We start from the raw sequence: 24,004 nt of genomic DNA, 5'->3' as shown, positions 1-24,004 counted from the left end.
TTCCGAAAAGAGGCCGGCTGAAGCCGGCCCCACAGGAAGAGAAGGAAGTCTCCGTTTCTTACGGAGCCTGTTGCCTGCGGTAGTAGTCCGGATAGTCCGCCGTCAGCCCCTTGAAGCGGCGATGGATCCACAGGTACTGCGCCGGCACTTTCCGCACCTGCGCTTCGATCGCGCGATTGAAACGCTCCGCATCGGCCACGGCGCTGTCGCTGGGAAAGTCTTCGAGCATCGGATGAATGACCATGCGATAGCCCTGCGAGCCCGGCAGCCGCTCGGGGAAGTAGGGCAGCACGGCAGCGCCGGTCATACGCGCCAGTCGCGATGTCGCCGTATTCGTCGCCGCGGCAATGCCGAAGAAGGGCACCATCTCCGCCCCCTTCTTGCGATAGCTCTGGTCCGGCGCATACCACACGGGTTCGTTGGCCTTGAGCGCGGAGATCAAGGTACGGATGTCGTCGCGCTTGATCGCGCGCTTGGCGCGCCGGCTGCGATTGCGCATCAGGAATGTTTCCAGCACCAGGTTGCTGGTCGGCCGATACATGATGTTCGTGGGCAGGCGTGCCGCGAGTGCGCGGGCGCCGATCTCCAGCGTCGTGAAATGCGCGCTCAGCAGCAGTGCGCCCTTGCCGCGGGCCAGCGCAGCCTGCAGATGGTCTTCGCCTTCGAGCTGCGTCAGTTCGAGAATGCGCTTGTCCGGGCTCCACCAGCTGATCGCGGTTTCGAACAGGCCGATGCCGACGCTGCGGAAATGTTCGCGCAGGATCCGCTGGCGCTCCTCTGCGGATTTCTCCGGAAAACACAGCTCCAGATTGCGCCGCGCGATGCGCACGAACGACAGCGGCAGGATCACCAGCAGATCGCCGATCCGGCGTCCCAGCCACAGCAGCAGCGGATAAGGCAGCGGCTCGAACAGCCGCAGAATGCCGAGCGCGATCCAGGTGGGCCAGTAGCGGGGGTGAAGCATCACGCTTCCCTCCGATAGGGATCGTGGCCCTCGCGCCGGAAGCGCTTGTAGGCCCACAGGTACTGTTCCGGAAACTCGCGCACGTGTGCCTCGATCAGTTCGTGAAAGCGGCGCGTGTCGGCGACCGGATCGTCCGACGGAAACCGCTCGAACGGCGGATGGATGCGGATGGCGTAGCCGCGATTGTCGGCGCGACGCGCCGGAAAATACGGCAGCACCGGCGCCTTCGAGATTTTCGCCAGGCGCGAGGTGGCGACGTTGGATGCAGCGGGCTGATTGAAGAACGGCACCAGCTCGCTGTTCTTTTCGGTGTAGCGCTGATCCGGCGCATACCAGACGGGCAGGTTGTTCTTCAGGTTCTGCAGCAGATCGCGGATCTGGTCGGACGAAATCGCCTGCACCGTGTGACGCTGTCGCCCGCGTCGCGACAGTTCGGCGATCAGGGCATTGCCCGGCGTCAGATACATGATGCTCGTCGGCCCCAGCAGCGTCAGGCCGCGGGCGCCCATTTCGAGCGTCGTGAAGTGCGCGCTCAGCATCAATGCGCCGCGACCCTGCGCCAGCGCCGCCGTCAGATGTTCGGTACCCTCGAAGCGGATGAGCCGCCTGAGACGCGCGTCGCTCGCCCACCAGACCAGGCCGGTTTCGTAGAGCGTGCAGCCGAGGGATTCGAAGTGACGGCGCAGCAACTGCTGTCGCTGACGGGCATCGAGTTCAGGCAGACACAGTGCGATGTTGATGGCGGCCACGCGCCGGTCGCGTCGTGCCAGCAGGCGCGCCAGCCGGCCGGTGGCGCGGCCGATGCACATCTGTGCGGGCAGGGGCAGCAGGTTGACCAGGCGTACCAGGCCGATGCCGAACCAGACACCCCAGTAACGCGGGCCGAGAAACCGGTAGAGCGGCACGCGTTCCGGGTCGGTCGGGACCGCAGGTCGCGCGGTCCGCGGCGCTGCGGGCGGGGTCGCGGCCGTATTCTGGTCGGGCATGCTCATGGGGCCGCGAATAGTAGTATGGATTCGCAGGCGCGACAGCCTGTAGCCTCCCGGCCGGATGCTGCGCCTGATCTACACCTTACTTATATACATCGCCGCGCCGATCGCCTTTGCGGTCCTGCTCTGGCGCGGGATGCGCGATCCGGCGTATCGCGACCGCCGCCTCGAACGCTTCGGCCGGACGTCGTTGACGCTGCCCGCGCCGTCGCTGTGGGTGCATGCCGTGTCGGTGGGCGAGGTACAGGCCGCCGCGGCATTGATCCGGGAACTGCAGCGCCGCCATCCGGATCGTCCGCTCGTCGTGACGACGGCCACGCCCACGGGCGCACAGCGGGTCAAGGCGCTGTTCGGCGATACGGTGCGGCATGCCTATCTGCCCTACGATCTGCCGGGCGCGGTCCGTCGATTCCTGGACCGGATCCAGCCGCAGATCGCCGTCATCCTGGAGACGGAGGTATGGCCCAACCTCTACCGCGAACTGGGACGTCGCAGCATTCCCATCGTGCTGGCGAGCGCCCGCCTGTCTGAAAAATCGGTGCGACGCTTTCGCCGGATCGCCGGCCTGTTTCGCGATGCCCTGAATCAGGATCTGACCATCGCCGCGCAGACCCGCCTCGATGCGGATCGATTTCTGGAAGTCGGCGCTTCGCCGCAGCGGACGCACGTCACCGGCAATATCAAGTTCGATCTCGAGATTCCCGCCGAAGTGCAGCAGCGCGGCACGCAGTTGCGCGAAGCCCAGTTTCCGGGACGCTTCGTCTGGGTTGCGGGCAGCACGCACGAGGGAGAAGAGCAGATCGTCCTCGATGCGCATCGGGAGCTGCTGCGCTCGCGGCCCGATGCACTGCTCATCCTGGTGCCGCGACATCCGAATCGTTTCGAACGCGTGCGCCAGTGGCTGGCTGATGAGCAGCTCACCTTCGCTGTGCGATCGCGCGGCGAGCCGGCGAATCCGCAGACTCAGGTGCTGCTTGCGGACACGCTCGGCGAATTGCTGATGTTGTACGCGGCTGCCGATGTCGCCTTCGTCGGCGGCAGCTTCGTGCCGATCGGCGGGCACAATCTTCTCGAACCGGCGGCGCTCGCGCGGCCCATCCTGACCGGCCCGCACAATTTCAATGCGCCGGACATCGCGCGGCTGTTGTTCGACAGCGGTGCGGCGCTGCAGGTCGATTCGACCGCTTCGCTGGCGCAGACACTGCGCGAACTGCAGGGCGATCCGGTGCGGCGTGAACAGATCGGCCGCGCGGCGCGTTCGATCGTCGAAAACAACCGCGGCGCGCTCGAACGACTGATGACGCTGATCGAAATGATTGAGATGAGGTCGAATCGAGCGTCCCTTCCTCCGCGCAGCGGGGGAAGGACAGGATGGGGGTCTCACACCAGGCAGCGCAGTTTGCATTGATGCCCCCACCCTGACCCTCCCCCGCTTCGCGGAGGAGGGGATCAGACCAGAGGCGCGCAACGCAGAAGATCCATCTCCACAGGAAGAAGCATTGCACCTTCCTTGACGATCGCCCGTACTCCCAGGCACTGCGCCAGCGCACATCGCGATGACGCAGACGAGCGTCCACTTCCGCGAACGACCTCGCGCGCATTTCTCTTCGACGTGCGACGAACGATGCGTCGCGGTCGCCATGCAGTAACAAAATCGCAGCATCTATCCGACCTTAGGGTCATTTGTCGGATCTGCGTCGTATACAGAACCACTCGATGCCACGCGCGGGGCAGACGCGTTGCAGACAGACCACGCCAGTCTCTGGCACGCAACGTGCTTATACAGACGCGGGGATGGATAAAGAGTGCTGCTGATGAGCGTCACGTCCGACAACGTGCTGGCGAGCGATGTTCCGTTCCGTGTCGAACCGGTGTGCGAGGCACTGTCGGTTCACGAAACCATCCGTCGCTACCACGATTCCTTGATCCGCTTCCTGCGGCAACGGCTGCGCGTGAAGGAAGACGCCGCGGACGTGGCGCAGGAGGCCTATATCCGCATGATGCAGTACGAGGGTTCGCGGGAAATCCAGTCGCCCTCGTCGATGCTGTTCCGCATCGCCATCAACGTGGCCAACGATCTGGGTAGGGCAGAGCAGGCGCGCCGCGTCTCCGATCAGACGCCCATCGACGGGCTCGAACTGGCCAGCGGCCAGCCCGCGGTCGAGCGCGAGATCGCTGCGGAACAGGATCTCGACCGGCTGTACGACGCCATCGAGCACCTGCCGCCGAAGTGCCGGCATGTGTTCCTGCTGAGCCGCGTCCACGAGATGACGTATCCGCAGATCGCCGCTCACTGCGGCATCTCGGTGAAGATGGTCGAGAAACACATCAGTCATGCACTGGCAATCTGCATGAAGAAGGTAGGGGGAGGCTGAGCACATCCGTCTTGGCCGCATGGAGTCAATGAACAACGAACGCACCTTGCAAGAGGCGGCGCGCAGATATGCGCGGCTGCAGGCTGACGACTGCACGCCATCACAACAGGATGAAGTCGACCGGTGGCTGGCCGAGGACGCCGGGCACCGCGATGCGTACTCGCTGGCGCAGCAGGTGACTGCCGGCATCGCGCGCATGGCGGCGGACGAACGTCTGAACCAGAAGCTGCGTGCGCTGGCGGACGAGGCCTTTGCGGCATATCCGACGCCGGTTCCGGGGGCTCGCTCCCGTCAATGGAAGGTGGCCGCCAGTCTGGCGGCGAGCGTCGCTGTGGCGACGATCGCCTGGATCGCGCATCCGCTGCTGCATTCGCCGGCAGCGGACCCCGTCGCCTATGCGGCCGGGGAACTTCAGCGACGCAGCGTGACGCTCGATGACGGCTCGCAGGTCGAGCTGGACGTCGGCACCCGCATCGAGGTGCGCATGAGTCGCGATTCCCGGCGCATCGAGCTGCTGTCGGGCCGCGCGCTGTTCGATGTGGCCCACGACTCGAACCGGCCTTTCTCGGTCACCGCCTCCGGCGCGCGCACCACCGCGCTGGGAACGAAATTCCAGGTGCAGCGCGACGCCGGCCGCGTCGTCGTCACGCTCGCCGAGGGCTCCGTGTCGATCGATCGCGAGCGCAGCGAAGCCGGCGCCGCCTCGTGGCAGGAACGCCTGGTGCCGGGCGAGCAGTTGACCCTCGATGCTGCATCCGCCGCGCGTTCGCGCCAGTTCGTCGATACGCAGCTCATCACGAGCTGGACCCACGGTCGCCATGCGTTCCGCGGCACGCCGCTGCGCGAAGCGCTGGATGAAGTGAATCGCTACGCCATCCGCAAAGTGCGGCTCGGCGATCCGTCGCTGGCAGATCTGCCGGTGGCCGGCAACTTCATCGCCGGCGACAGCCAGGTCGTCGTCGAGGCGTTCGCCGCGGTGCTGCCGCTGCGCATCGTCGATGGCGGCTCCGAGATCATCGTTTTCCGACGCTACAGAGATTGACCTGCCGGCGACTCTTCGATCGCAGGACGCCATGAGTTACGCCGCACCAAGCAACCATGCGCTTCCAATGTTGTGGATTCCTCGCCACGGTGCTGCTGCTGATCTGCGCGGGTTCGGCAGGCGCAGGCAATTCACCGGTCAGGTTCAATATCCACGCGCAGTGCCTGGCCGACGCGCTCGATCGTTTCAGCGAACAGAGCGGACTGCAGATCATCTACGACCAGGCGGCCCTCGAATGCCTGCGCACGCCGGCAGTGCAGGGAGAAATGCCGGCGGACCAGGTGCTGCGACGATTGCTGTCGGCTTCCGATCTGCAATGGCAGTACCTCAACGACCGCACCGTCGTCGTGCGCAGGAACGGAGCGGCGCACGACAGTCCGCGCAATGCGTCCGCCGTTGCGGATTCGCAGGCGCCGCGTTCTGCCAATGCTGCGGTGACCCGGCTCAGCATCATCGAGGTCAATACCGATCCGCGGCGCATCCTGCCGAACGCCGCCAGCGAATCGGCCTTCGGCTTCGCCAAGCCGCTGCTCGAAACGCCGCGCTCGGTTTCCTTCATCAGCGAGGAAGCGATCGACCTGTTCGGACTGTCGGCCGTCGAAGATCTGGTGCGGATGGTGCCCGGCGTTTTCACCACGACGCGCTTCGGCATCCAGGGCGCGGTCGATGTCAGGGCGGTGCCCGCCGATACTTTCTTTCGCGGCATGCGTCGCCTGAGCCTGCAGGGCAACGGCCGCAGCGTGCTCGCGGCGATGGACACCATCGAGATCGTCGGCGGCCCGGCCTCGCCCATCTACGGCATGGGCAAGATCGGCGGTTACACCAACATGGTGCCGAAGTCCGGACGCGCCAAGACGGGCGGCTATCTCGAAGAAATCGAAGGCTTCGTGCAGGCCATCGGCGGACAGTATCAGCGACGCGAACTGTCGTTCGGCGCGGGCGGGCCGCTGCGTGCGCTGGAGCGGTACGACAAACGCGGCGGTTACTACGTTTACGGCCTCGGTGAAGATTCCGATTCCTATGCCGAGGGTGTGCCCATCAGGCAGACGGTGCTGCAGGCCGCAGTGAGCATCGATGATTTCGCCGGACCGTTTCGTCTCGAAGCAGGCGTGAACTACCAGATCTCGCGCACGGCGGGTGCGCTGACCGGGCGCTTCACGCAGGCGCTGGTCGACACGGGCCGCTATATCCGCGGCACGCCGCTGATCGATCTCGACGCGAACGGCGGCGGTCGCATCGGCTACCTGGAGATGCAGCAGGGATCGCCCGTCAAGGGCAATCTCAGCACCGACAATCAGCCGCTGCTGCAGACATGGAAGTGGCCGCTCGATGCGAACGGCCGGCCGCTGCCGCTCGATCAGTTTCCCGTCGTCAGCGGCATTCCGCAGGCAATGTACGACTATCTCGTCGCGCATCCGGAAGCGGACCCGACGGGCCTGCTGCGCGCACAGGGTGTCGGTGGTCCCGTGCCGCAATCCGGCGCGGTGCCGATCGGCATGGTGCTCGACCCGCGCACGGTGGGTTACGACACGCTCGACCTGCGGCGCGCCGGCGCCTTCGAAAAGGAACTCGAGGCGCGTTTCGCGACGCTGTTCTTCGATCTGGTGTTCGATGCCGATCCGGACTTCACGATGAAGAACCAGCTGTTCTTCGATCGCATGGATCAATGGAAGAACTCCCACCAGCCGTTCGTGCAGGAGCAGGACGTCTACGTGATCGAAGACAAGTTCACCGTCACGCGCCGTCTCGGCAGCCTGCCTTCCTGGGTGCGGATCAATGCACTCGCTTCGCTGAACGCACGCAATACCGTTGCCGAGGGCGCGAGCGCCGGCATGGATTTCGGTTCGCATCGTTCCGATGTAATGGCCGACACCTGGAGCGCAGCTGCCGGTGGCATGACGCCGAACACGACGTTCGAAAGTCCGCTCGACAACCCGCATTTGCAGAACGACGGCTATCCCTGGGGCACGATCTATCGCACCGAATTCTCCGAATTCGGACTCGGCCTGCTGTTCGACATCGATCTGTGGACGCGATGGAACCTGCTCGTCGGCGGTCGTGTCGATGTGTCGCGCGCGCAGAACATCGACTATGCCGAAAGTTTCAATCCGGCCGTCGGCACGGCGGCGAATCCGGGCGCATATTTCGGCAGCGACGTGCGTGCCTGCGCGTGGGACGACGGCACGTCATGGAATGCGAGTCTTTCCTACGCGCCCACGCCCAATGTCCGCACGTACGTGACGTCGGCGCAATCGAGCATCGTGCTGGACGGCAACAACAACGCGCTGACCAAGGCCGTCATCGATGCCGGGCACATCGGCACCTCGCGACTCGACGAAGTCGGCATCAAGGCCAGCCTGTTCGACGAAAGATTCTTTGTCACTGCCGCCGCATACGAGCAGGCGCGCGTGGATGTGGATCAAAGCGATCCCGCGGCGCTGCTCTACGCCTATCCGACGGCAACGCGTGCGCGCGGATGGACCACTGAGGTCAAGTGGGTGCCTTCGCCCCACCTTTTCCTGTCGCTGTTCGCGATGCATCAGGTCACGCGCTACGACCCGAACGCGAGCAGCACCCAACTGGTGGATGCCCGCACCCTGGGCTTTCAGGACATCGTCGATGCCGAAGGCAATGTCATCTATCCGGCGGAAGCGTTTCTCTACGGCGGTCGCAGCCGCATCGTATTGCCGGCGAACATGGCGCAATACGCACGCAAGGAAGGCAATCCGGAAGACCAGTTCGGATTCAGCACCAGCTATGTCTGGTCGAACGGACTGGGCGCTTCGCTGAGCGGCAACTATTTCTCCGATACCTGCACGGGCCGGCTCTGCACCGTGCGCCTTCCGGAAACCTTCGTCGCGAATGCCGGCGTCTTTCTCGGTACCGGTCGCTGGTTGTTCAAGCTCGACATCAGCAATCTGTTCGACGAACGCTACTTCCGCGCACGCACCGGCGAAACGCTCGGCAATCCGCTCGCACAGGCGCTGCCCGGTCGTCGCTGGCAGTTCACGGCGAAGGCGGAGTTCTAGGGAACGCCTCGTTCGTGCGGGTAGGGTGACAAAACCTCTCCTCGTCTGTTTCTGCAGGCACTGCCTGCTGGCAGAGACAAGATGGGGAGTTCACATGCAGACATCAGTTCGTCGGCGTTCCACTTTTCTGGCGCACGCCGTTTCCGCCGTGCTGTGGGGCGCCGTCGCAGCGACGTTGCCTGCGACTCTGCACGCGCAGCAATCCGCGGAAGAAGCAGCGGAGAAAGTCGCCGAAGGCGAGCCCATCACCGGGAAGGAAGCAGAGGCACTGGGCGACGACGTCACTGCACTCAGCGACATCTCGGTGACGGAAGATCCGATGCGGGCGTTCGGCAACGAGCCTTCCGCCTCGTCGTTCGGCTTCACCAAGCCGTTGCTGGAAACGCCGCGTTCGGTGTCGTTCGTCAGCGAAGAACAGATCCGTCTGTTCGGCATCTCCACGGTCGAAGATCTCACGCGCGTCGTGCCCGGCACCTACACCACGACGCGTTATGGCTTGCAGGGCGGCGTCAACGTGCGCGGCGTCTCGGCGGACATGTACTACCGCGGCATGAAGCGCCTGCAGATGCAGGGTCACGTGCGCACGGTGCTGTCCGCGATGGACAACATCGAGATCGTCAAGGGGCCGCCGTCGCCGCTGTTCGGCATGGGCCGCATCGGCGGTTATGCGAACCTCGATCCGAAGTCGAGCCGTGCGCGCACCGGTAAATATCTGATGCAACCGTCCGGCTCCTTCCAGGCGACCACCGGTTCGTACGACAAGAGCGAAGTGCAGATCGGTACCGGTTTTCCGTTTGCGCTCGGCGAAGACCGGCCGGGCGGCCTTTACGTGTTCGGCCTGGTCGAGGATTCGGACACGTACGTGAAGCACGTCGAGGCAAAGCAGAAGTTCATCCAGATGACGACGAGCATCGACAACATGGTCGGGCCGTTCCGTCTGGAATTCGGCGGCCAGTTGCAAAACTCGGTGACGTCCGGTGCCTACATGAACCGCGTCACCCAGAAGCTGATCGACAACGGCGAGTACATCCGCGGCAATCCGCTGAAGAATCTCGATCTCGATGCCGATGGTCGCATCGGACTGCTGGAGCACGCGTTTGCCTCGCCGGTGCGCGGCAATTTCTCGTCGACGAATCTGCCGCTGCGTCAGAGCTGGGCTTTCCCGTTCGCCAACGGCGCCACGGGTGCCGCGACGGTGCCCGGTATTCCCGCCGCCATGCTGGCGTACCTGAATTCTCCCGAAGGCATGCAGGCCGCCAACTGTCGTGCCGCGGACGTGATGCGCGCCATGCCGGCCGGTGGCCCCACGCCGCAGAGCGGCGCATTGCCGATCGGCTTCGTGCTCAACCCCTGCACCGTGAGCGTCGCGCCCGTCGACTGGCGCGGCAACGGCGCGTACGAACGCGAACAGAACGGCGACCAGAAGCTCGGCTACATCGATCTCATCTACGACATCAATCCGGACTTCACGGTCAAGAACCAGTTCTTCTACGACAACATCGATTCGTTCAAGGATTCGTGGCTGCCATACGGCGAGAACCAGTACATCAAGACGATCGAGAACAAGCTCACGGTCACGAAGAAGGTTCCGGCCGAATGGCTGCCGCAGTGGCTCGACGTCAATACCCTGGGTTCGGTGAACTATCGCCGCACCAGCGGCTGGATCCTTTCCGGCGGTGTGTCCGGCAACGACTACGACTATCGCCAGGACGTGCTGTTCGACGGCGGCACCGGCACCGGCGGGCACTATCCGAACACCATGTTCTGGACGCAGTTCAGCAATAGCGGCTATGCGACCGGTTCGCCCGCCGAGCGCTACAACGATTCGGTATTCGACGAGAAGGGCGTGGCATTGATGCTGGACATCGACATGTGGCGCAACACGAACCTGGTGATGGGCATGCGCTACGACAAATCGCACGCGGAAGCGCGCGACATGCGTACCAGCAACCAGACGGTCGGCAACCTGATCGATCCTGCAACCGGACTGCTGCGTCCCGAGTCCCAGTACGGCACCGCCTGTCAGACGCCGGTCGAGGCTGCCGCGAATGCCGAGGGTCAGGCTGCAGCGCGCGCAGCAGGATGCATCGGCTTCCTGTACACGGCGCCGTTCCAGGTGGCCGAGGACACCGATTCCGGCAAGTCGTGGAGCATCAGTCTGTCGCAGCAGCTGCCCTGGGGCCTGCGACCGTACTTCACCGCGGCCAACTCGAGCCTGACGCTCGACGGTTCCAACAACATCATCACGGCGTCGACGATCCAGAACGCGACGACGGGCGTCTACAACGGCTTCATCGGCGAAGCGTTCCTGCGCGAGGTCGGCATCAAGGGCAGCTGGTTCGGCGGCAAGTTGCAGGGCGGCATCGCGGGTTACCGGCAATCGCGCAATGACGTGACGCAGCCCGACGATCCCACCGCCGGCGCCGACGTCAGCGCTACCGAGGCCGAGGGCATCGAACTCGAAATGAAGTGGATGCCGATCAAGGATCTGTTCCTCTCCGGCTACTGGTCGCGTCAGACCCAGGAATACGTGACGGCGCCGGCCAGTTCGGCCACGTTCGAGGTCGACGGCAGACAGGTCGGATTCCAGGACATCTACGATCCCGTCACCGGCGAACTGCTGTATCCCGCCGAGGCATTCCTCTACGGCGGTCGCTCGACGACGGCGCTGCCCGCGGGTTCGACCGGCTATCAGGAACGGGTCGGCAATCCGGAAACGCAGGCGTCGATCCAGGCGACGTACCGGTTGCGCAATGGCTTCGGCTTCCTGCTCTCGAGCAACTATTTCTCCGAGGTGTATGCGAACCGGCAGAAGACGATCCTGCTGCCGGAGGCGCTGGTCTACAACGCCGGCGTGACGTGGGACAAGGGCAAGGTGCACGTCAAGCTCAACGGCTACAACTTCACCGACGAGCGCTACTTCCGTCCGGCTTCGGGCGATACCAACGGCCAGCTGGTTTCCGTCATGCCCGGTCGACGCTGGGAGGCATCGCTGAAAGTGGATTTCTGATCGATGCGGATCTCCTACGGCCCGCAACGACCGACAGCCATCTGCAACATCTCGAGGAAGCCAACCATGCGCGCGAGTCGCCGCCTTCTTGCCTGTGTATGCGCCGTTCTCACCGGCGCTGCCCTGCAGGCTCATGCCGATGCCGTGCTGTTCGATCTTTCGAAGGCGACGGTCGCCGATGTCCAGGCGGCGATGGACAAGGGCGCACTCACTTCGGAAAAGCTCACGCGTCTCTACCTGGAACGCATCGCCGCGTACGACAAGAAAGGTCCGGCCATCAATTCGGTGATCGCGCTGAACCCCAAGGCGCTCGCGACCGCGAAGGCGCTCGATGCCGAACGCAAGACGAAAGGCCCGCGCTCGCCACTGCACGGCGTGCCGATCGTGCTCAAGGACAACTTCGATACGTTCGATCTGCCCACCACGGCCGGCTCGCAGTTGCTGGCAGGTTCGATTCCGCCGGACGATGCCTTCGTCGTGAAGAAGCTGCGCGCTGCCGGCGCCGTGATTCTCGCCAAGGTGAACCTGAGCGAGTTCGCGGGCGGCGGCGGCAGCGTCAGCGGCGCCACCGATCCGGAAGTGCTCAAGGCCGGCGCGATTCCCAACGGCTTCAGCTCCATGGGCCTTCAGACCCGCAATCCGCACGATCTCACGCGCGGTCCCGCGGGATCGAGCGGCGGCACCGGCGCGGCGATCGCCGCCGATTTCGCGCAGCTTGGTCTCGGCACCGACACGGGCGGTTCGGTGCGCGGGCCGTCCGCGGCCAATGGCATCGTGGGGCTCAAGCCGACGCATGGTCTGATGAGTCGCGACGGCATCGTGCCGCTGGCGCTGACCTTCGACACCGGTGGACCGATGGCGCGCAGCGTCTACGACGTCGCGGTCGCGCTCGGCGTCATGACCGGTGTCGATCCGGCCGATCCGGCGACGAAGAAGAGCGCCGGCAAGTTCGATACCGACTACACCCGCTACCTGAAAGACGACGCCCTCGAAGGCGCACGCATCGGCGTGGCGCGCGACTTCATGGGCAGGAATCCGGAAACGGACCGCATCATCGAAAGCGCCATCGCGACGCTGAAGCAGCAGGGTGCGGTCATCGTCGATCCGGTTGCCTATCCCGACTACTTGCTGCAGGGAAAGCAGGGACTGTCGACGCTGATCATGGCCTCGGAGTTCAAGGCGCAGATCGCCGACTACCTCAAGACCACGGCGCCCGAATATCCGAAGACGCTCGATGATCTGATCGCCCGCGCCAACGATCCGAAGACGGGTTATCGCAGCGCCGGCAAAGCCTATGGACTCAAGTACACGGCATCGATCGCACTCGATCTGACCGATCCGGTGTATCTCGCGGCGCGGGATCAGGGCCTGGCCCTGACGACGTCCACGATCGATGCGCTGTTCGCCAAGTACAAGCTCGACGCCATCGTCTATCCGACTTCGCCGCAACCGGCCGCGCTGATCTCGCCGCCGGATGGCGCACCGCGCGCGCCGACCGGATCGGCCACCAATATTGCCAATCAAACCGGTTACCCCGATCTGATCGTGCCCGCCGGCATGACCGTCGAGGGTCTGCCGGTGACGATCTCCTTCTTCGGCCCCGCCTTCAGCGAAGGCAAGCTGCTCGGCTACGGCTATGACTTCGAGCAGGCGACGCACGCGCGCGTGCTGCCGAAGACCACGCCGCCGCTCGCCGGCGACAAATTCACTTACTGACGCGACTCTCGAATGGGGAACAGGACATGCACTACAAAAAACTCGGCGGTCTGCGCGCGGTCATGCTGGCCGTGGCGCTGGCCGTGGGCCACGTTGCCGCGCAGGCGGCGACGCTGGATCTCGACGACGCCACCATCGCCGACATCAATGGCGCGTTCGCCGACGGCACGCTGACCTCGGAGAAGCTGGTCAAGCTGTACCTGAAACGCATCGAAACCTACGACCAGAAAGGTCCGGCGATCAACACGGTCATCACGCTCAACACGCATGCCATCGAGCAGGCGCGCGCGCTCGACAAGGAGCGGCGCACGAAGGGGCCGCGCTCGCCGATCCACGGCATCCCGATCGTGCTCAAGGACAATTTCGACACCTACGACATGCCGACCACCGCCGGTTCGTTGCTGCTGAAAGGCTCGATTCCGCCGGACGATGCCTTCGTGGTGAAGAAGCTGCGCGATGCCGGCGCGATCATTCTCGCCAAGGTGAATCTCAGCGAGTTCGCTTCCGGTTCGGGCGGCCCGAACGGCTTCAGTTCGATGGGCGGTCAGACGCTGAATCCGCACGATCTGACCAAGGGACCGTCGGGTTCCAGCGGCGGCACGGGCGCGGCCATCGCCGCCAACTTCGCGCAGTTCGGTCTCGGCACGGACACCGGCGGTTCGGTGCGCGGCCCGTCTTCGGCCAATGGCATTGCCGGCCTCAAGCCGACCTACGGATTGATGAGCCGCGACGGCATCGTGCCGCTGGCATTGAGCTACGACACCGGCGGGCCGATGGCGCGCAGCGTCTATGACGTGGCCGTGGCGCTGGGCGTCATGACGGGCGTCGATCCCGCCGACCCGGCGACGCAGGCGAGCGTAGGCAAGTTCGACACCGACTACACCAAGTACCTGAAACGCGGCTCGCTGAAGGGCGCGCGCATCGGCGTCGCCCGCGACTTCTTCAAGCAGAGCGTCGAGACGGACTACGTCATGGAGTCCGCCATCGCGACATTGAAATCGCTCGGCGCCACTGTCGTCGATCCGGTCAACTATCCCGACTACCTGCTCAACGGCCGCAATGCGATCACGCAGGCCATCAGCGGCCGCGAGTTCAAGGTGCAGGTGAGCCAGTACCTCGCGACGCTCGGTCCGCAGTATCCGCACTCGCTGGCCGAACTGATCACGCGCGCTGAAGCGCCGGGTTCCGGCTACACGAATCCGTGGCGTCTGAATGCCATGAAGGAGGCGCAGGCGTCCGTCGGCGGCCTCGACGAACCGGAATACCTCGTCGCCAGAAATGAAGGCCTCGCGCTGCTGCGCGCAGCGGTGACGGCCACGTTCGAGAAGCATCAGCTCGATGCGCTGATCTATCCGACGTCGCCGAAACCCGCGCAGCCGATCGAACCGGCAGCACCGGGCGCGGCGGCAGGCGGCGCGGGCTCGGCGACCAACATCGCCAATCGCACGGGCTTTCCGGATCTGATCGTGCCCGCGGGCATGACCAAGGATGGCCTGCCCGTGACGATCTCCTTCTTCGGTCCCGCCTTCAGCGAGCCGAAGCTGCTGGCGTACGGCTACGACTTCGAACAGGCGACGCACGCCCGCGTGCTGCCGAAATACACACCGGCACTGGCGCAGGACCGCATCACCACCGGTCAGTCCTTCGCCGCCGCGGCTCCCTGATCGCTCATCGGACAACAAAGGACCCGGCCATGAACCTGCGACGATCCGCTTCCGGTTTGGCAGCCTGTGCCCTGGGCATGGCGTTGTCGGTGCTCGCGCCTGCATGGGCGCAGGCTGCCTCCTTCGATCTGTCCACGGCGACCATCGCCGACATCCAGGCGGCGATGGAAGAAGGCTCTCTGACCTCGGAGCGACTGGTGCAGATGTACCTGGCGCGCATCGAGGCCTATGACCAGAAGGGGCCGAAGCTCAATTCGATTCTCACGCTCAACAGGAATGCGCTGGCCGAGGCGCGCGTACTCGATCTGGAGCGCAAGGAAAAAGGCCCGCGTTCGTCGCTGCACGGCATCGTCGTCCTGGCCAAGGATGTCTTCGACACCTACGACATGCCGACCACCGGCGGCTTCAAACCCATGGCGACATCGCAGCCCTCGCGCGATGCCTTCGTCATCGATCGGCTGCGCAAGTCGGGCGCGATCATTCTCGGCAAGCTGAATCAATCGGACTGGTACGGCGTGGCACCGAGCGGCGGCAGCACGCTCGGCGGCCAGCCGACGAGTCCCTACAACCCGAAGAAGATGACCGGCGGTTCGAGTTCGGGCACCGGCGTATCGATGGCGGCATGGCTCGGCACTGTCGGCCTCGGCAGCGATACCAGCGGCTCCATCGTCATCCCGACGACGCTCAACAATCTGGTGGGTTTCTCCACCACGCACGGACTCGTCAGCCGCACCGGCATGATGTGGAGCTCACCGCGCCAGGAAAGCGGCGGCCCCATGTGTCGCAGCGTCTATGACTGTGCAGCGGTGCTGGATGTCATTGCCGGCTACGACCCCGCGGACCTTGCGACCGAGGCCGGCCTGGGCAAGATCCCGAGCCAGTCCTACACCAGCTTCGTCGCGCCCACTGGACTCAAGGGTGCACGCATCGGCGTGCTGCGCGAGATGGTGCGCGCAGGTCCGAAACACACCGAAGGCGTGGCGCTGTTCGAGAAGGCGATCGCCGACTTCAAGGCCGCCGGCGCACTCATCGTCGATCCGGTGCTCACCGGCATCAATCTGCCCGCCGCGCTGAGCGATGCAGGCGCCGCGACCTACGAACGCGCCGATGCGATCAACAAGTATCTGGCGGACCTGCCGCCGACCGCGCCGATCCGCACCGTCGAGGAGATGATCGCCAAGGGCGGCGCGCTGGTGAAACCGGCCATCGTCACTGCCGCGCAGATCGGTTCGCTCGATCATCATCCGCAACTGGTCGCGGCCTACAGGCAGCAGGACATGCTGCGCGCCGCGATGATCGAAGTGATGGACAAGTACCAGCTCGATGCGGTGATCCTGCCGTATCGCACGGTGCTCACCGACGATCGTCCCACCGCGCCGAATCCCGCGGGCGGCGGCGGTTCGAGCGGCGAGGCGGCGAATCCGCTCGCGTCCTACACCGGACTGCCCACCATCATCGTGCCGGGCGGCTTCTTCGCCTCCGACGGCATGCCCTTCGGCGTGCAGTTCCTCGGCAAGCCGTTCGCGGAGCCGCTGCTGATCAAGGTCGCGAGCGGCTACGAAGCGGCGACTCATCATCGCAAGGCGCCCGCGCTGACGCCGCCGCTGGCGGGTGAGCGCTTCGACTATCCGCTCGCAGCGACAGGCGGACACGAATAGACGATGCCGACGCCCATGCAATCGCCGGCAGCGGATGGCAGTGCGGCCCTGCCATCGCTCACGCTCGGGACGCGGACGACACGGCAACGCCCGGCGCAGAACTGGATCCTGAATCCGCTGCAGGATTCGCTGTTCGTCATCGGCACGCCGCTGCTGGTGCTGACGGCCGCGCTGGTCCTGTTTCGCAGCCTCGGCGCCGCGGCGGCGACCTCGCTGATCATCGTGGCGCACATCATTTTCACGGTGGCGCATCACCTGCCGACGTTCATTCGCATCTATGGCGACACGGAACTGTTCCAGCGCTATCGCTGGCATTTTCTGATGGCGCCGGTGATACCGCTGACGTTCTCTGCGCTCGTGCTGGGCTATCTCAATCATCGCGACTACGCAGTCGAGAACTTCCTTTATCTCTACATCATGCTGGCGCTGTGGGATCCATGGCATTTCATGCGCCAGCATTATGGTTTCGTGCGCATCTACGATCGCCACAATGTCGCGCCGCGGGCGCTAGCAGCGCGCATGGATCTATGGCTGTGCGCGATCTGGTTCGGCTACATCATGCTGGCGAGCAGCGCGTGGCTGGCGGACCTGTTGTCGGACTTCGAATACAACGTCGGCCTGCCATTCGTGCGCTACCTGCCGGTCGACGCTGTAGCGACCGTCATCCAGGTGGCAGGTGTCGCGGCCGTGCTCACGACGTTCGCTTACGCGGCTTATCTGTTGTGGTGTCGTATCAACGGCTACTACATCAGCGTCGCCAAGCTCGCCCTCCTGGCCACGACCTTCGGCGTGATGTACCTGGCCTATGTGCCGAACGCCTGGATGCAGGCGACGGTGCCCGGCTGGAGCTTCAAGGTCGGCTTCGCCATCGTCGGCCTGGTGCACATGACGCAGTACCTGGCGATCGTCTGGCGCTACAACCGCAATCTCGCGACACGTCCGGGAGCGGCCCGCGCGGGATGGTTCCAGCATCTGCATCGGCGCGGCGGCTGGCTGATCGGTGCGGGCTACGTGATCGTCTGTCTCGCTTACGGCGAACTGGTAACCACCGAACGCGCCGGCCGCTGGATCATGTCCGTACTGCTGGCGATCGGTTTCACCTCGACGCTGCTGCACTACTACTTCGACGGCTTCATCTGGAAACTGCGCCAGCAACGCAATCGCGAGCACCTGTCGCTGGACGAGTCGCCGAGGATGACTGAAGCGCCCACGACACGGCCGGAAGCGAGCGCACGATCGATGCTGCTGCGACAGACGGCGTACTTCGGCGTGCCGATGCTGATTCTCAGCGTCGGTGCTTTCTCGATCCTCGAATCTCCGACGGTCCGCTCCGTCGACCGCATGTATCAGGCCCAGGCGCTGAGCGACGCCGGCCGCCTCGATGAGGCGCTGCGCGAAGCGAGGCTCGCGCTGACGTCGATGAATGACGAAGCGGTCATCGCACACAAGCTCGCGCAGCTCGATCCGAGCGCCGCGCGCCAGGCGGAGCTTGCCTTCCTGATCTACAACCGATCGTTCTACGGCCATGTCGTGCTGCCGGCGGCGTCCGGTCGCGGGATCACGTCCGCCGATCGTGAGGCTCATCGCCGCGACGCCGGCGTCGCCGCCGCCTTGCTCGAGCACGCGCTCGCACAGCACACATCGCTCGCGCATCCCGGCCGCCTGCACTTCGACCGGCCAGACGCAGAACGCACCCTGGCGGCATGGCAGCGCACCGCCGCCCCGATTTCCTGAATTCTCTTCGCAACGGAGTCCGTCATGAGCGCATCGGTGTTCGATTCCCAGGCTGCATCGGCGGCGATCGACCGCTCGCGGCGACGTTTTCTTCGTACCACTGCTGCCGCCGGTGTCGCCGTGGCGCTCGCGCCCTATGCACGTCATGCGTTCGCCACGGTGCCGCGCGACGAGTTCATCGGTCTGTCGGTAGTCGATGTGGCGAAGCTGATTCGCGAGAGACAGATTTCCGCGGTCGACGCCGTGACTGCGTGCTACGCGCGCATCGACGAGGTCAACCCGAAGCTCAATGCCGTCGTCGCCACCTGCCGTGAGCGGGCATTGGCCGAGGCCCGCGAAGCCGACGCATTACTCGCGGCCGGCAAGACGCGCGGTCCGCTGCACGGCGTGCCCTTCACGGTCAAGGATTCCTTCGATACGGCGGGTGTCGTCACTACGGGCGGAACCCTCGGGCGCAAGGACTTCGTGCCAGGCAAGGATGCGACCGTCGTTGCACGTGCGCGCGCCGCGGGCGCCATCCTGCTCGGCAAGACCAACACACCGGAGTTCACGCTCGGCGGCGGCGCGCGCGGCACCTACAACCTGGTGTATGGGCAGACCTACAACCCCTACAACACCGCGTACTCGCCTGCAGGTTCGTCCGGCGGCGCCGGTGCGATCGTGGCCGCAGGCGGCGCGTTCTTCGACATCGGCTCCGACTACGGCGGTTCGATCCGCAGTCCGGCGTACAACAATGGCATCGCGGGCATCAAGCCGACGCTCGGACGTGTGCCGCGCACCGGTCACATCGTCGGTTACGGCGGACCCTTCGATTCCTTCCAGGAAACGGGACCGATGGCGCGTCGCGTCGAGGATCTCGCGCTGCTGCTGCCGATCATGGCCGGCCCCGACAACTGGGATGCAACGATGGCGCCGGTGCCGCTCGGCGATCCGCGTACCGTCGAACTGAAAAAGCTGCGTGTGGCGTACTACACCACCAACGGCGAGGCTGATCCGACGCCGGAGATTCAACAGCTCGTGAAGCAGTGCGCCGGCTATTTCCGGGATCTCGGCTGCAAGGTGACGGACGACCGCCCGCCGAAGATGAAGGAACTTGCCGAAGCGCGACAGAAGTTCAGCGGCGCCAACGATGCCGATCACATGCGCCGCATGTTGAAGAAGTACGGCACGACGCAGGCCTCGCCCGGCCTGCGGATATCCGGCGAACTGCAACCCAGCGCCGAGTTCACGGGCTGGTGCGAAGTGATGGACAGCATCAAGAGCGAACAGCTCGCGTGGTTCGAGAAATACGATCTCATTCTCTGTCCCGCGAATGCCAAGCCGCCGCAGAAGGTGCCGGCGGAATTCACGCGCGCGCCAGGTTCGAATCCCAGCTACACCAGCCAGTACAACACCACCGGCTGGCCTGCCGGAGTCGTGCGCGCCGGCACGTCGACCGAAGAGACAGGTCTGCCGCTCGGCATCCAGATCGTGGGACAGCCGTGGCGCGATGACGTCGTGCTCGCGGCGATGGCGTACGTCGAGAAGCAGACAGGCGGATGGCAGCGGCCGCCGCTCTGAGGTGCGTCGATGAATCATCGCATTGCGGCGGCATCCGCCATCGTGCTGCTGTTCGTCGGTTGCGGGCGTGCGCCCGAGGCGCCGCCAGGAAAGTTCGAGATACTGGAGGCGCGCATCGGCGATGTGCACGCAGCGATCATCGCCGGGCAGCTCACCTCTGAGCAGTTCGTGCGCCAGTACTTCGCGCGCATCAAGGCGTACAACGGCACCTGCGTCAATGAACCCGAAGGCATCCTCGGTCCGATCACTACTATTCCCGACGCCGGCCAGATCAATGCACTGTCGACATTGAATCTGCGCCCGGCCGCGCGCCAGCGGCTCGGCTTCGACGAGCGCAAGGCACGCAGCATGACGGATGCTGCCGACGACGATCCGATGATGCCGGACGCGCTTGAAGTGGCAGTGGAGCTGGACCGCAAGTTCGCGCAGACCGGCAGGCTGGTCGGTCCGCTGCACGGCATTCCCATCGCGATCAAGGATCAGTTCGATACCTTCGACATGCGCACGACCTCGGGCGCGGACGCGGCCTATGCCAACGATCGTCCGCCCGACGACGCGACGTTCGTGCAGCGCCTGCGCGAGGCCGGCGCGATCATCATCGCCAAGGCCAACATGGGCGAATACGCCAGCGGCGATCGCAGTTCGTTCGGCGGCACGCTGTGCAATCCCTACGACACCGAACGCACGCCGGGCCGCTCCAGCGGCGGTTCGGGTTCGGCGGTCGCCGCCAATCTCGCGATGTGCGCGATTGCCGAGGAGTCCGGGCCGTCCGCACGTAATCCCGGCAAGAACAACAGCACCGTCGCGCTGGCGCCCACCCAGGAACTGGTGAGTCGCGACGGCATGATTCCAGCCTCGTTCATGAACGACCGGGTGGGTCCGATCTGTCGCACGGTCGAGGATGTGGCGCGCGTCCTCGATGTGATCGCAGGCTACGATCCGAAGGATGAACTGACCGCCTTCAGTGTCGGCCGCGCGCCGCTGCGTTCCTATCACAGCTACGCACAGGAGCGTTCGCTCGCGGGCATGCGCATCGGCGTGATGCGCGAGTACATGGACAAGCGGCTGTTCACCGCGGCCGATGCGCAGAGCATCGACATCGTGGCGCAGGCCCTCGACGACATCCGCAAGCTCGGCGCCGAAGTAGTCGATCCCGGTCCGGAGGGCGCGCTCTTCCAGGACTGCGTGCGCAAGTACGATCCGTCGGCCCACAACTCGCTTTTCATCAAACAGTTCCCCGAGCTGTTCCCGGTCGATCGCAACGGCAAGCCGGCGGCCGATCATGTGGCGACGCTCGTCGACCTGTTCTTCGAACCCGGGAAGTTTCCCGATGGACCGAGCATCCGCGGTCTCGGTCCGGCGCCGACGACGGGCGAACGCAAGTACGCTATGAACCGCTACCTGCGCGAGCGTGGCGACAGCCGCATCCACACGATGGCGGACCTGGCCGAACACAGCAGCTTCTTTCGTGACACGCGCGCGGGTTCCGGCTTCTCCGACAAGCGGCAGGGGCTGATCGAGCGCAGCGCGGACATGACGCTCGACATTGCCGCGCGCCTGCAGACCCGCTTCGCGCTGCAGCAGGTCGGGCTGCAATGCATGGCCATGCTGAAGCTCGATGCCGTCATCTATCCCACCAGCAACATTCCTCCCTCGAAGCTCGGCGCGCCGACGGAGCCGACGGTCAACGAACGATCGTCGAATGCATGGACACTGCTGGGAGCGAATGGCTTCCCGGCGATCACCGTGCCGGCGGGATTCACCACCGAGGTCTACGACCGCGTCGTCGATGCGACGGCACCGGGAGGGACGCGCCTTGTGGGGCCGATTTCTGCGGTGTTGCCCGTCGGCATCGATTTCCTCGGCAAGCCTTTCGATGAGCCGACCCTGCTTGCCATCGCTTCCGCGTACGAAACTGCGACGCGTCATCGTCGACAGCCTGCAGCATTCGGCCCGTTGAGCTCAGCGGACGAACATCAGTGACAGTGGTGGGGTGATCGGTACGAGCGTCGTCTGAAATGCAGTGAGGCCGCCAGTGCCGGCCGGGACTGCATTCATGAGCAAGCTGTTCGTCGCGCTCGCGCTGTCGTCGTTGTTCGTTGCGTATCAGGCGCGCGCGGATGTCGATCTTCCCGGCGTCGCATTGTTCACCACGGGCGGCACCATCCAGAGCAAGGGAGCGCACCGCCAGAAGTTGATGGAGTACAGCGACGGTCGCGTCACGCCGCAGGAGCTGCTGGACGATCTGCCCGAGCTGCAGGGCATCGCGAAGATCGACGTCACCGAGATCAGCAACATCGGCAGCGGCGGCATGAATACGGCGCTCCAGCTCAAGCTGGCGAAGGCGATCAACGCCGCGCTGGCGAAGCCTGGCGTGACCGGCGCGGTCGTGACGCACGGTACGGCGACGCTCGAAGAGACCGCGTACTTCCTGAACCTCGTCGTGAAGTCGGACAAGCCCGTGGTGCTGGTCGGTGCCATGCGGCCGTTCACTGCCGTCAGCCGCGACGGGCCCTTCAATCTGTACAACGCCGTGCGCGTCGCCACCTCGCCGCAGGCGAAGGGCATGGGCGTGCTCAACATGCTCAACGACGAGATCAACGCCGCGCGCGACACGACCAAGAGCAACACCTATCGCATGGAGACGTTCGTGGCGCGCGATCTCGGACCGCTCGGCTATGCCGATTCCGATCGCATCGTCTTCTACCGCCGCCCGCTGTATCGCCACACGACGAAGTCGGAATTCGATGTCGGCGCGCTCGATGACCTGCCGCGGGTCGATGTCACCTATGCCTATCAGGAATCCGATGGCGTGGCGATCGATGCCTTCGTCGCCGCGGGCGCCAGAGGTGTGGTGCTGACCGGCAGCAATGCCGACGCCGTCAAGAAAGGGCAGACGAAAGGGGTGGTGTTCGTGCAGAGCGATCGCAAGGGCGCCGGACGCGTGGTCGAGAGCGCCCGACAGATGGAGCGCGGCATCGTCACGTCCGACAACCTGCCGCCGCAGAAGGCGCGCGTGCTGCTGCGTCTGGCGCTTACCAGGACCACGGACCTGAAAGAGATTCAGAGGATGTTCAATGAGTATTGAGCGGAGGGCGGTGAGTAATGAGCGGCGAGCAGTGAGCCGGAAGCAGTGGCTGCGTATCTGCAGCGTGGCCTGCCTGCTCGCGGGACCGGCTGCCGTTGCGCAGGAGATTCCAACCTATGCGCCACCGCCGGCCATGCCGGCGGACATGGCAAAGCTGCCGCACGTCGTGCTCATGTCCATGGGCGGCACGATCGCCAGCCGTGGCGATACGCGGCTCAATATAACCAACTACGGAGGTAAGGGCGCGCCGCGGGTCGACCCACAGCATTGGGTAACGGATCTGCCGGAGCTGAAGGGAATCGCCAGTATCACGCTGGAAGATCAGCGCGCGCCGCAGGATCGGCCCACCGGCAGCGAGACGCACGAGGATTTCGCGCGTGTCGCGAAGCGGCTCAATGAACTTGCAGCGGATCCCGGCGTCGATGGCATCGTGGTCACGCACGGTACCAACACGATGGCGGAAACCGCCTACTACATGAGCCTGGTGGTGAAGACCGACAAGCCGGTGGTCTTCGTCGGCTCACAACGTCCGTGGACGGGATTGTCCGGCGACGGTCCGCGCAATCTTTACGACGCCGTGCGCGTCGCCGCGTCGAAGGAAGCGCGCGGCAAAGGTGTTCTGCACTGCATGGATCAGTTCATCAACACGGCACGCGATGTCGACAAGACCAGCGCGTATCGCGTCGACACGTTCAAAGGCGTGGATGTCGGTGCCATCGGGTTCGCCGATCCCGACAAGGTGGTGTTCTATCGCGAGCCGGTGCGACGTCACACGTCGGGCTCGGAGTTCGCGGGCAAGGACTTTCAGTCGCTGCCGGCAGTTGAGGTTGCTTTCGCGTATCGCGATGCGCCGGGCTATCTGATCGATGCCATGGTCGAGCACGGTGTCAAAGGCATCGTCGTCGAAGGCACCGGTGCGGGCAGTCCCACCGGCAGCGAGACCGAAGCGATCAAGCGCGCGCAGGAGAAGGGCGTGGTGGTCGTCGCGACCGCACGTACCAACAGTGGCCGCGTGCAGGACACGCCGCGGCGACGCGAAGCGAAGATCGTGCCGGGCGACAACCTCGTGCCGGAGAAGGCGCGCATCCTGCTGCAACTCGCGCTGACGCAGACCAGCGATCTCGCTGAAATCCAGCGCATCTTCACTGAATACTGAGAGTCGGATTTCACACGGA

15 protein-coding genes are annotated in these 24,004 nt (G+C 64.8%); 13 read left to right on the top strand and 2 right to left on the bottom strand.

Annotated features, from left to right (window positions below):
- Positions 1–58: 58 nt before the first annotated feature.
- Both lpxL and V7D81_RS04030 read right to left on the bottom strand, forming a co-directional pair.
- Positions 59–964 (bottom strand): LpxL/LpxP family Kdo(2)-lipid IV(A) lauroyl/palmitoleoyl acyltransferase, encoded by a 906-nt coding sequence (lpxL, locus tag V7D81_RS04035; RefSeq protein WP_324314667.1) that lies wholly within the window; start codon positions 962–964, stop codon positions 59–61.
- A complete protein-coding gene (locus V7D81_RS04030) occupies positions 964–1,950 on the bottom strand; it encodes an LpxL/LpxP family acyltransferase (protein WP_324314665.1) in 987 nt (328 codons plus the stop codon). Before V7D81_RS04030 ends, lpxL begins: the two co-directional genes overlap by 1 nt.
- Positions 1,951–2,014: 64 nt before the next feature.
- On the opposite strand from V7D81_RS04030, the gene waaA reads away from it, so the two are divergent.
- The 13 genes from waaA (at position 2,015) to V7D81_RS03965 (ending at position 23,985) form a co-directional block, all read left to right on the top strand.
- Positions 2,015–3,361, top strand: a complete 1,347-nt coding sequence (gene waaA, locus V7D81_RS04025) for a lipid IV(A) 3-deoxy-D-manno-octulosonic acid transferase (RefSeq protein ID WP_324314664.1) — start codon at positions 2,015–2,017, stop codon at positions 3,359–3,361.
- 406 nt (positions 3,362–3,767) lie between these two features.
- Positions 3,768–4,328: an RNA polymerase sigma factor gene (locus V7D81_RS04020; protein ID WP_324314662.1), complete on the top strand. Its 561-nt coding sequence runs from the start codon at positions 3,768–3,770 to the stop codon at positions 4,326–4,328.
- 28 nt (positions 4,329–4,356) lie between these two features.
- Positions 4,357–5,370, top strand: a complete 1,014-nt coding sequence (locus tag V7D81_RS04015) for a FecR family protein (RefSeq protein ID WP_324314661.1) — start codon at positions 4,357–4,359, stop codon at positions 5,368–5,370.
- 56 nt (positions 5,371–5,426) lie between these two features.
- A complete protein-coding gene (locus V7D81_RS04010; RefSeq protein ID WP_324314660.1) occupies positions 5,427–8,399 on the top strand; it encodes a TonB-dependent siderophore receptor in 2,973 nt (990 codons plus the stop codon).
- Between the two features lie 94 nt (positions 8,400–8,493).
- Complete coding sequence (locus tag V7D81_RS04005) at positions 8,494–11,409, top strand: TonB-dependent receptor (protein WP_324314659.1); 2,916 nt, start codon at positions 8,494–8,496, stop codon at positions 11,407–11,409.
- A 66-nt stretch (positions 11,410–11,475) separates the two neighbouring features.
- Positions 11,476–13,125 carry an amidase family protein gene (locus V7D81_RS04000; RefSeq protein ID WP_324314658.1) on the top strand — a complete coding sequence of 550 codons (1,650 nt, stop codon included), beginning with the start codon at positions 11,476–11,478 and terminating at the stop codon, positions 13,123–13,125.
- A 26-nt stretch (positions 13,126–13,151) separates the two neighbouring features.
- Positions 13,152–14,789, top strand: coding sequence for an amidase family protein (locus V7D81_RS03995; protein ID WP_324314657.1), 1,638 nt, complete (start codon positions 13,152–13,154; stop codon positions 14,787–14,789).
- 29 nt (positions 14,790–14,818) lie between these two features.
- Entirely contained in the window at positions 14,819–16,447 is a 1,629-nt protein-coding gene (locus tag V7D81_RS03990; protein WP_324314656.1) for an amidase family protein, read from the top strand.
- A 3-nt stretch (positions 16,448–16,450) separates the two neighbouring features.
- Positions 16,451–18,181, top strand: coding sequence for a hypothetical protein (locus V7D81_RS03985; RefSeq protein ID WP_324314655.1), 1,731 nt, complete (start codon positions 16,451–16,453; stop codon positions 18,179–18,181).
- A gap of 24 nt (positions 18,182–18,205) precedes the next feature.
- The gene (locus V7D81_RS03980; RefSeq protein ID WP_324314654.1) at positions 18,206–19,741 is read left to right on the top strand and encodes an amidase; all 1,536 of its coding nucleotides are present in this window, start codon (positions 18,206–18,208) and stop codon (positions 19,739–19,741) included.
- Positions 19,742–19,750: 9 nt separating this feature from the next.
- Entirely contained in the window at positions 19,751–21,724 is a 1,974-nt protein-coding gene (locus tag V7D81_RS03975) for an amidase (protein WP_324314653.1), read from the top strand.
- Between the two features lie 73 nt (positions 21,725–21,797).
- Positions 21,798–22,829 carry an asparaginase gene (locus V7D81_RS03970; protein ID WP_324314652.1) on the top strand — a complete coding sequence of 344 codons (1,032 nt, stop codon included), beginning with the start codon at positions 21,798–21,800 and terminating at the stop codon, positions 22,827–22,829.
- 31 nt (positions 22,830–22,860) lie between these two features.
- Entirely contained in the window at positions 22,861–23,985 is a 1,125-nt protein-coding gene (locus V7D81_RS03965; protein WP_324314651.1) for an asparaginase, read from the top strand.
- Positions 23,986–24,004: the final 19 nt, after the last annotated feature.

The sequence above is a fragment of the Povalibacter sp. genome (genome assembly GCF_036735925.1).
Classification (GTDB): Bacteria; Pseudomonadota; Gammaproteobacteria; order Steroidobacterales; family Steroidobacteraceae; genus Steroidobacter.
This window is presented reverse-complemented; position numbering and strand designations above follow the sequence as displayed.

Coding starts and splice junctions, on each gene's coding strand:
- V7D81_RS04030 (WP_324314665.1), bottom strand. CDS start 1,950: ATGCCCGACCAGAATACGGCCGCGACCCCGCCCGCAGCGCCGCGGACC.
- V7D81_RS04000 (WP_324314658.1), top strand. CDS start 11,476: ATGCGCGCGAGTCGCCGCCTTCTTGCCTGTGTATGCGCCGTTCTCACC.
- V7D81_RS04005 (WP_324314659.1), top strand. CDS start 8,494: ATGCAGACATCAGTTCGTCGGCGTTCCACTTTTCTGGCGCACGCCGTT.
- V7D81_RS03985 (WP_324314655.1), top strand. CDS start 16,451: ATGCCGACGCCCATGCAATCGCCGGCAGCGGATGGCAGTGCGGCCCTG.
- V7D81_RS03975 (WP_324314653.1), top strand. CDS start 19,751: ATGAATCATCGCATTGCGGCGGCATCCGCCATCGTGCTGCTGTTCGTC.
- V7D81_RS04015 (WP_324314661.1), top strand. CDS start 4,357: ATGAACAACGAACGCACCTTGCAAGAGGCGGCGCGCAGATATGCGCGG.
- V7D81_RS03980 (WP_324314654.1), top strand. CDS start 18,206: ATGAGCGCATCGGTGTTCGATTCCCAGGCTGCATCGGCGGCGATCGAC.
- V7D81_RS04010 (WP_324314660.1), top strand. CDS start 5,427: ATGCGCTTCCAATGTTGTGGATTCCTCGCCACGGTGCTGCTGCTGATC.
- waaA (WP_324314664.1), top strand. CDS start 2,015: ATGCTGCGCCTGATCTACACCTTACTTATATACATCGCCGCGCCGATC.
- V7D81_RS03995 (WP_324314657.1), top strand. CDS start 13,152: ATGCACTACAAAAAACTCGGCGGTCTGCGCGCGGTCATGCTGGCCGTG.
- V7D81_RS03970 (WP_324314652.1), top strand. CDS start 21,798: ATGAGCAAGCTGTTCGTCGCGCTCGCGCTGTCGTCGTTGTTCGTTGCG.
- V7D81_RS03990 (WP_324314656.1), top strand. CDS start 14,819: ATGAACCTGCGACGATCCGCTTCCGGTTTGGCAGCCTGTGCCCTGGGC.
- V7D81_RS04020 (WP_324314662.1), top strand. CDS start 3,768: ATGAGCGTCACGTCCGACAACGTGCTGGCGAGCGATGTTCCGTTCCGT.
- lpxL (WP_324314667.1), bottom strand. CDS start 964: ATGCTTCACCCCCGCTACTGGCCCACCTGGATCGCGCTCGGCATTCTG.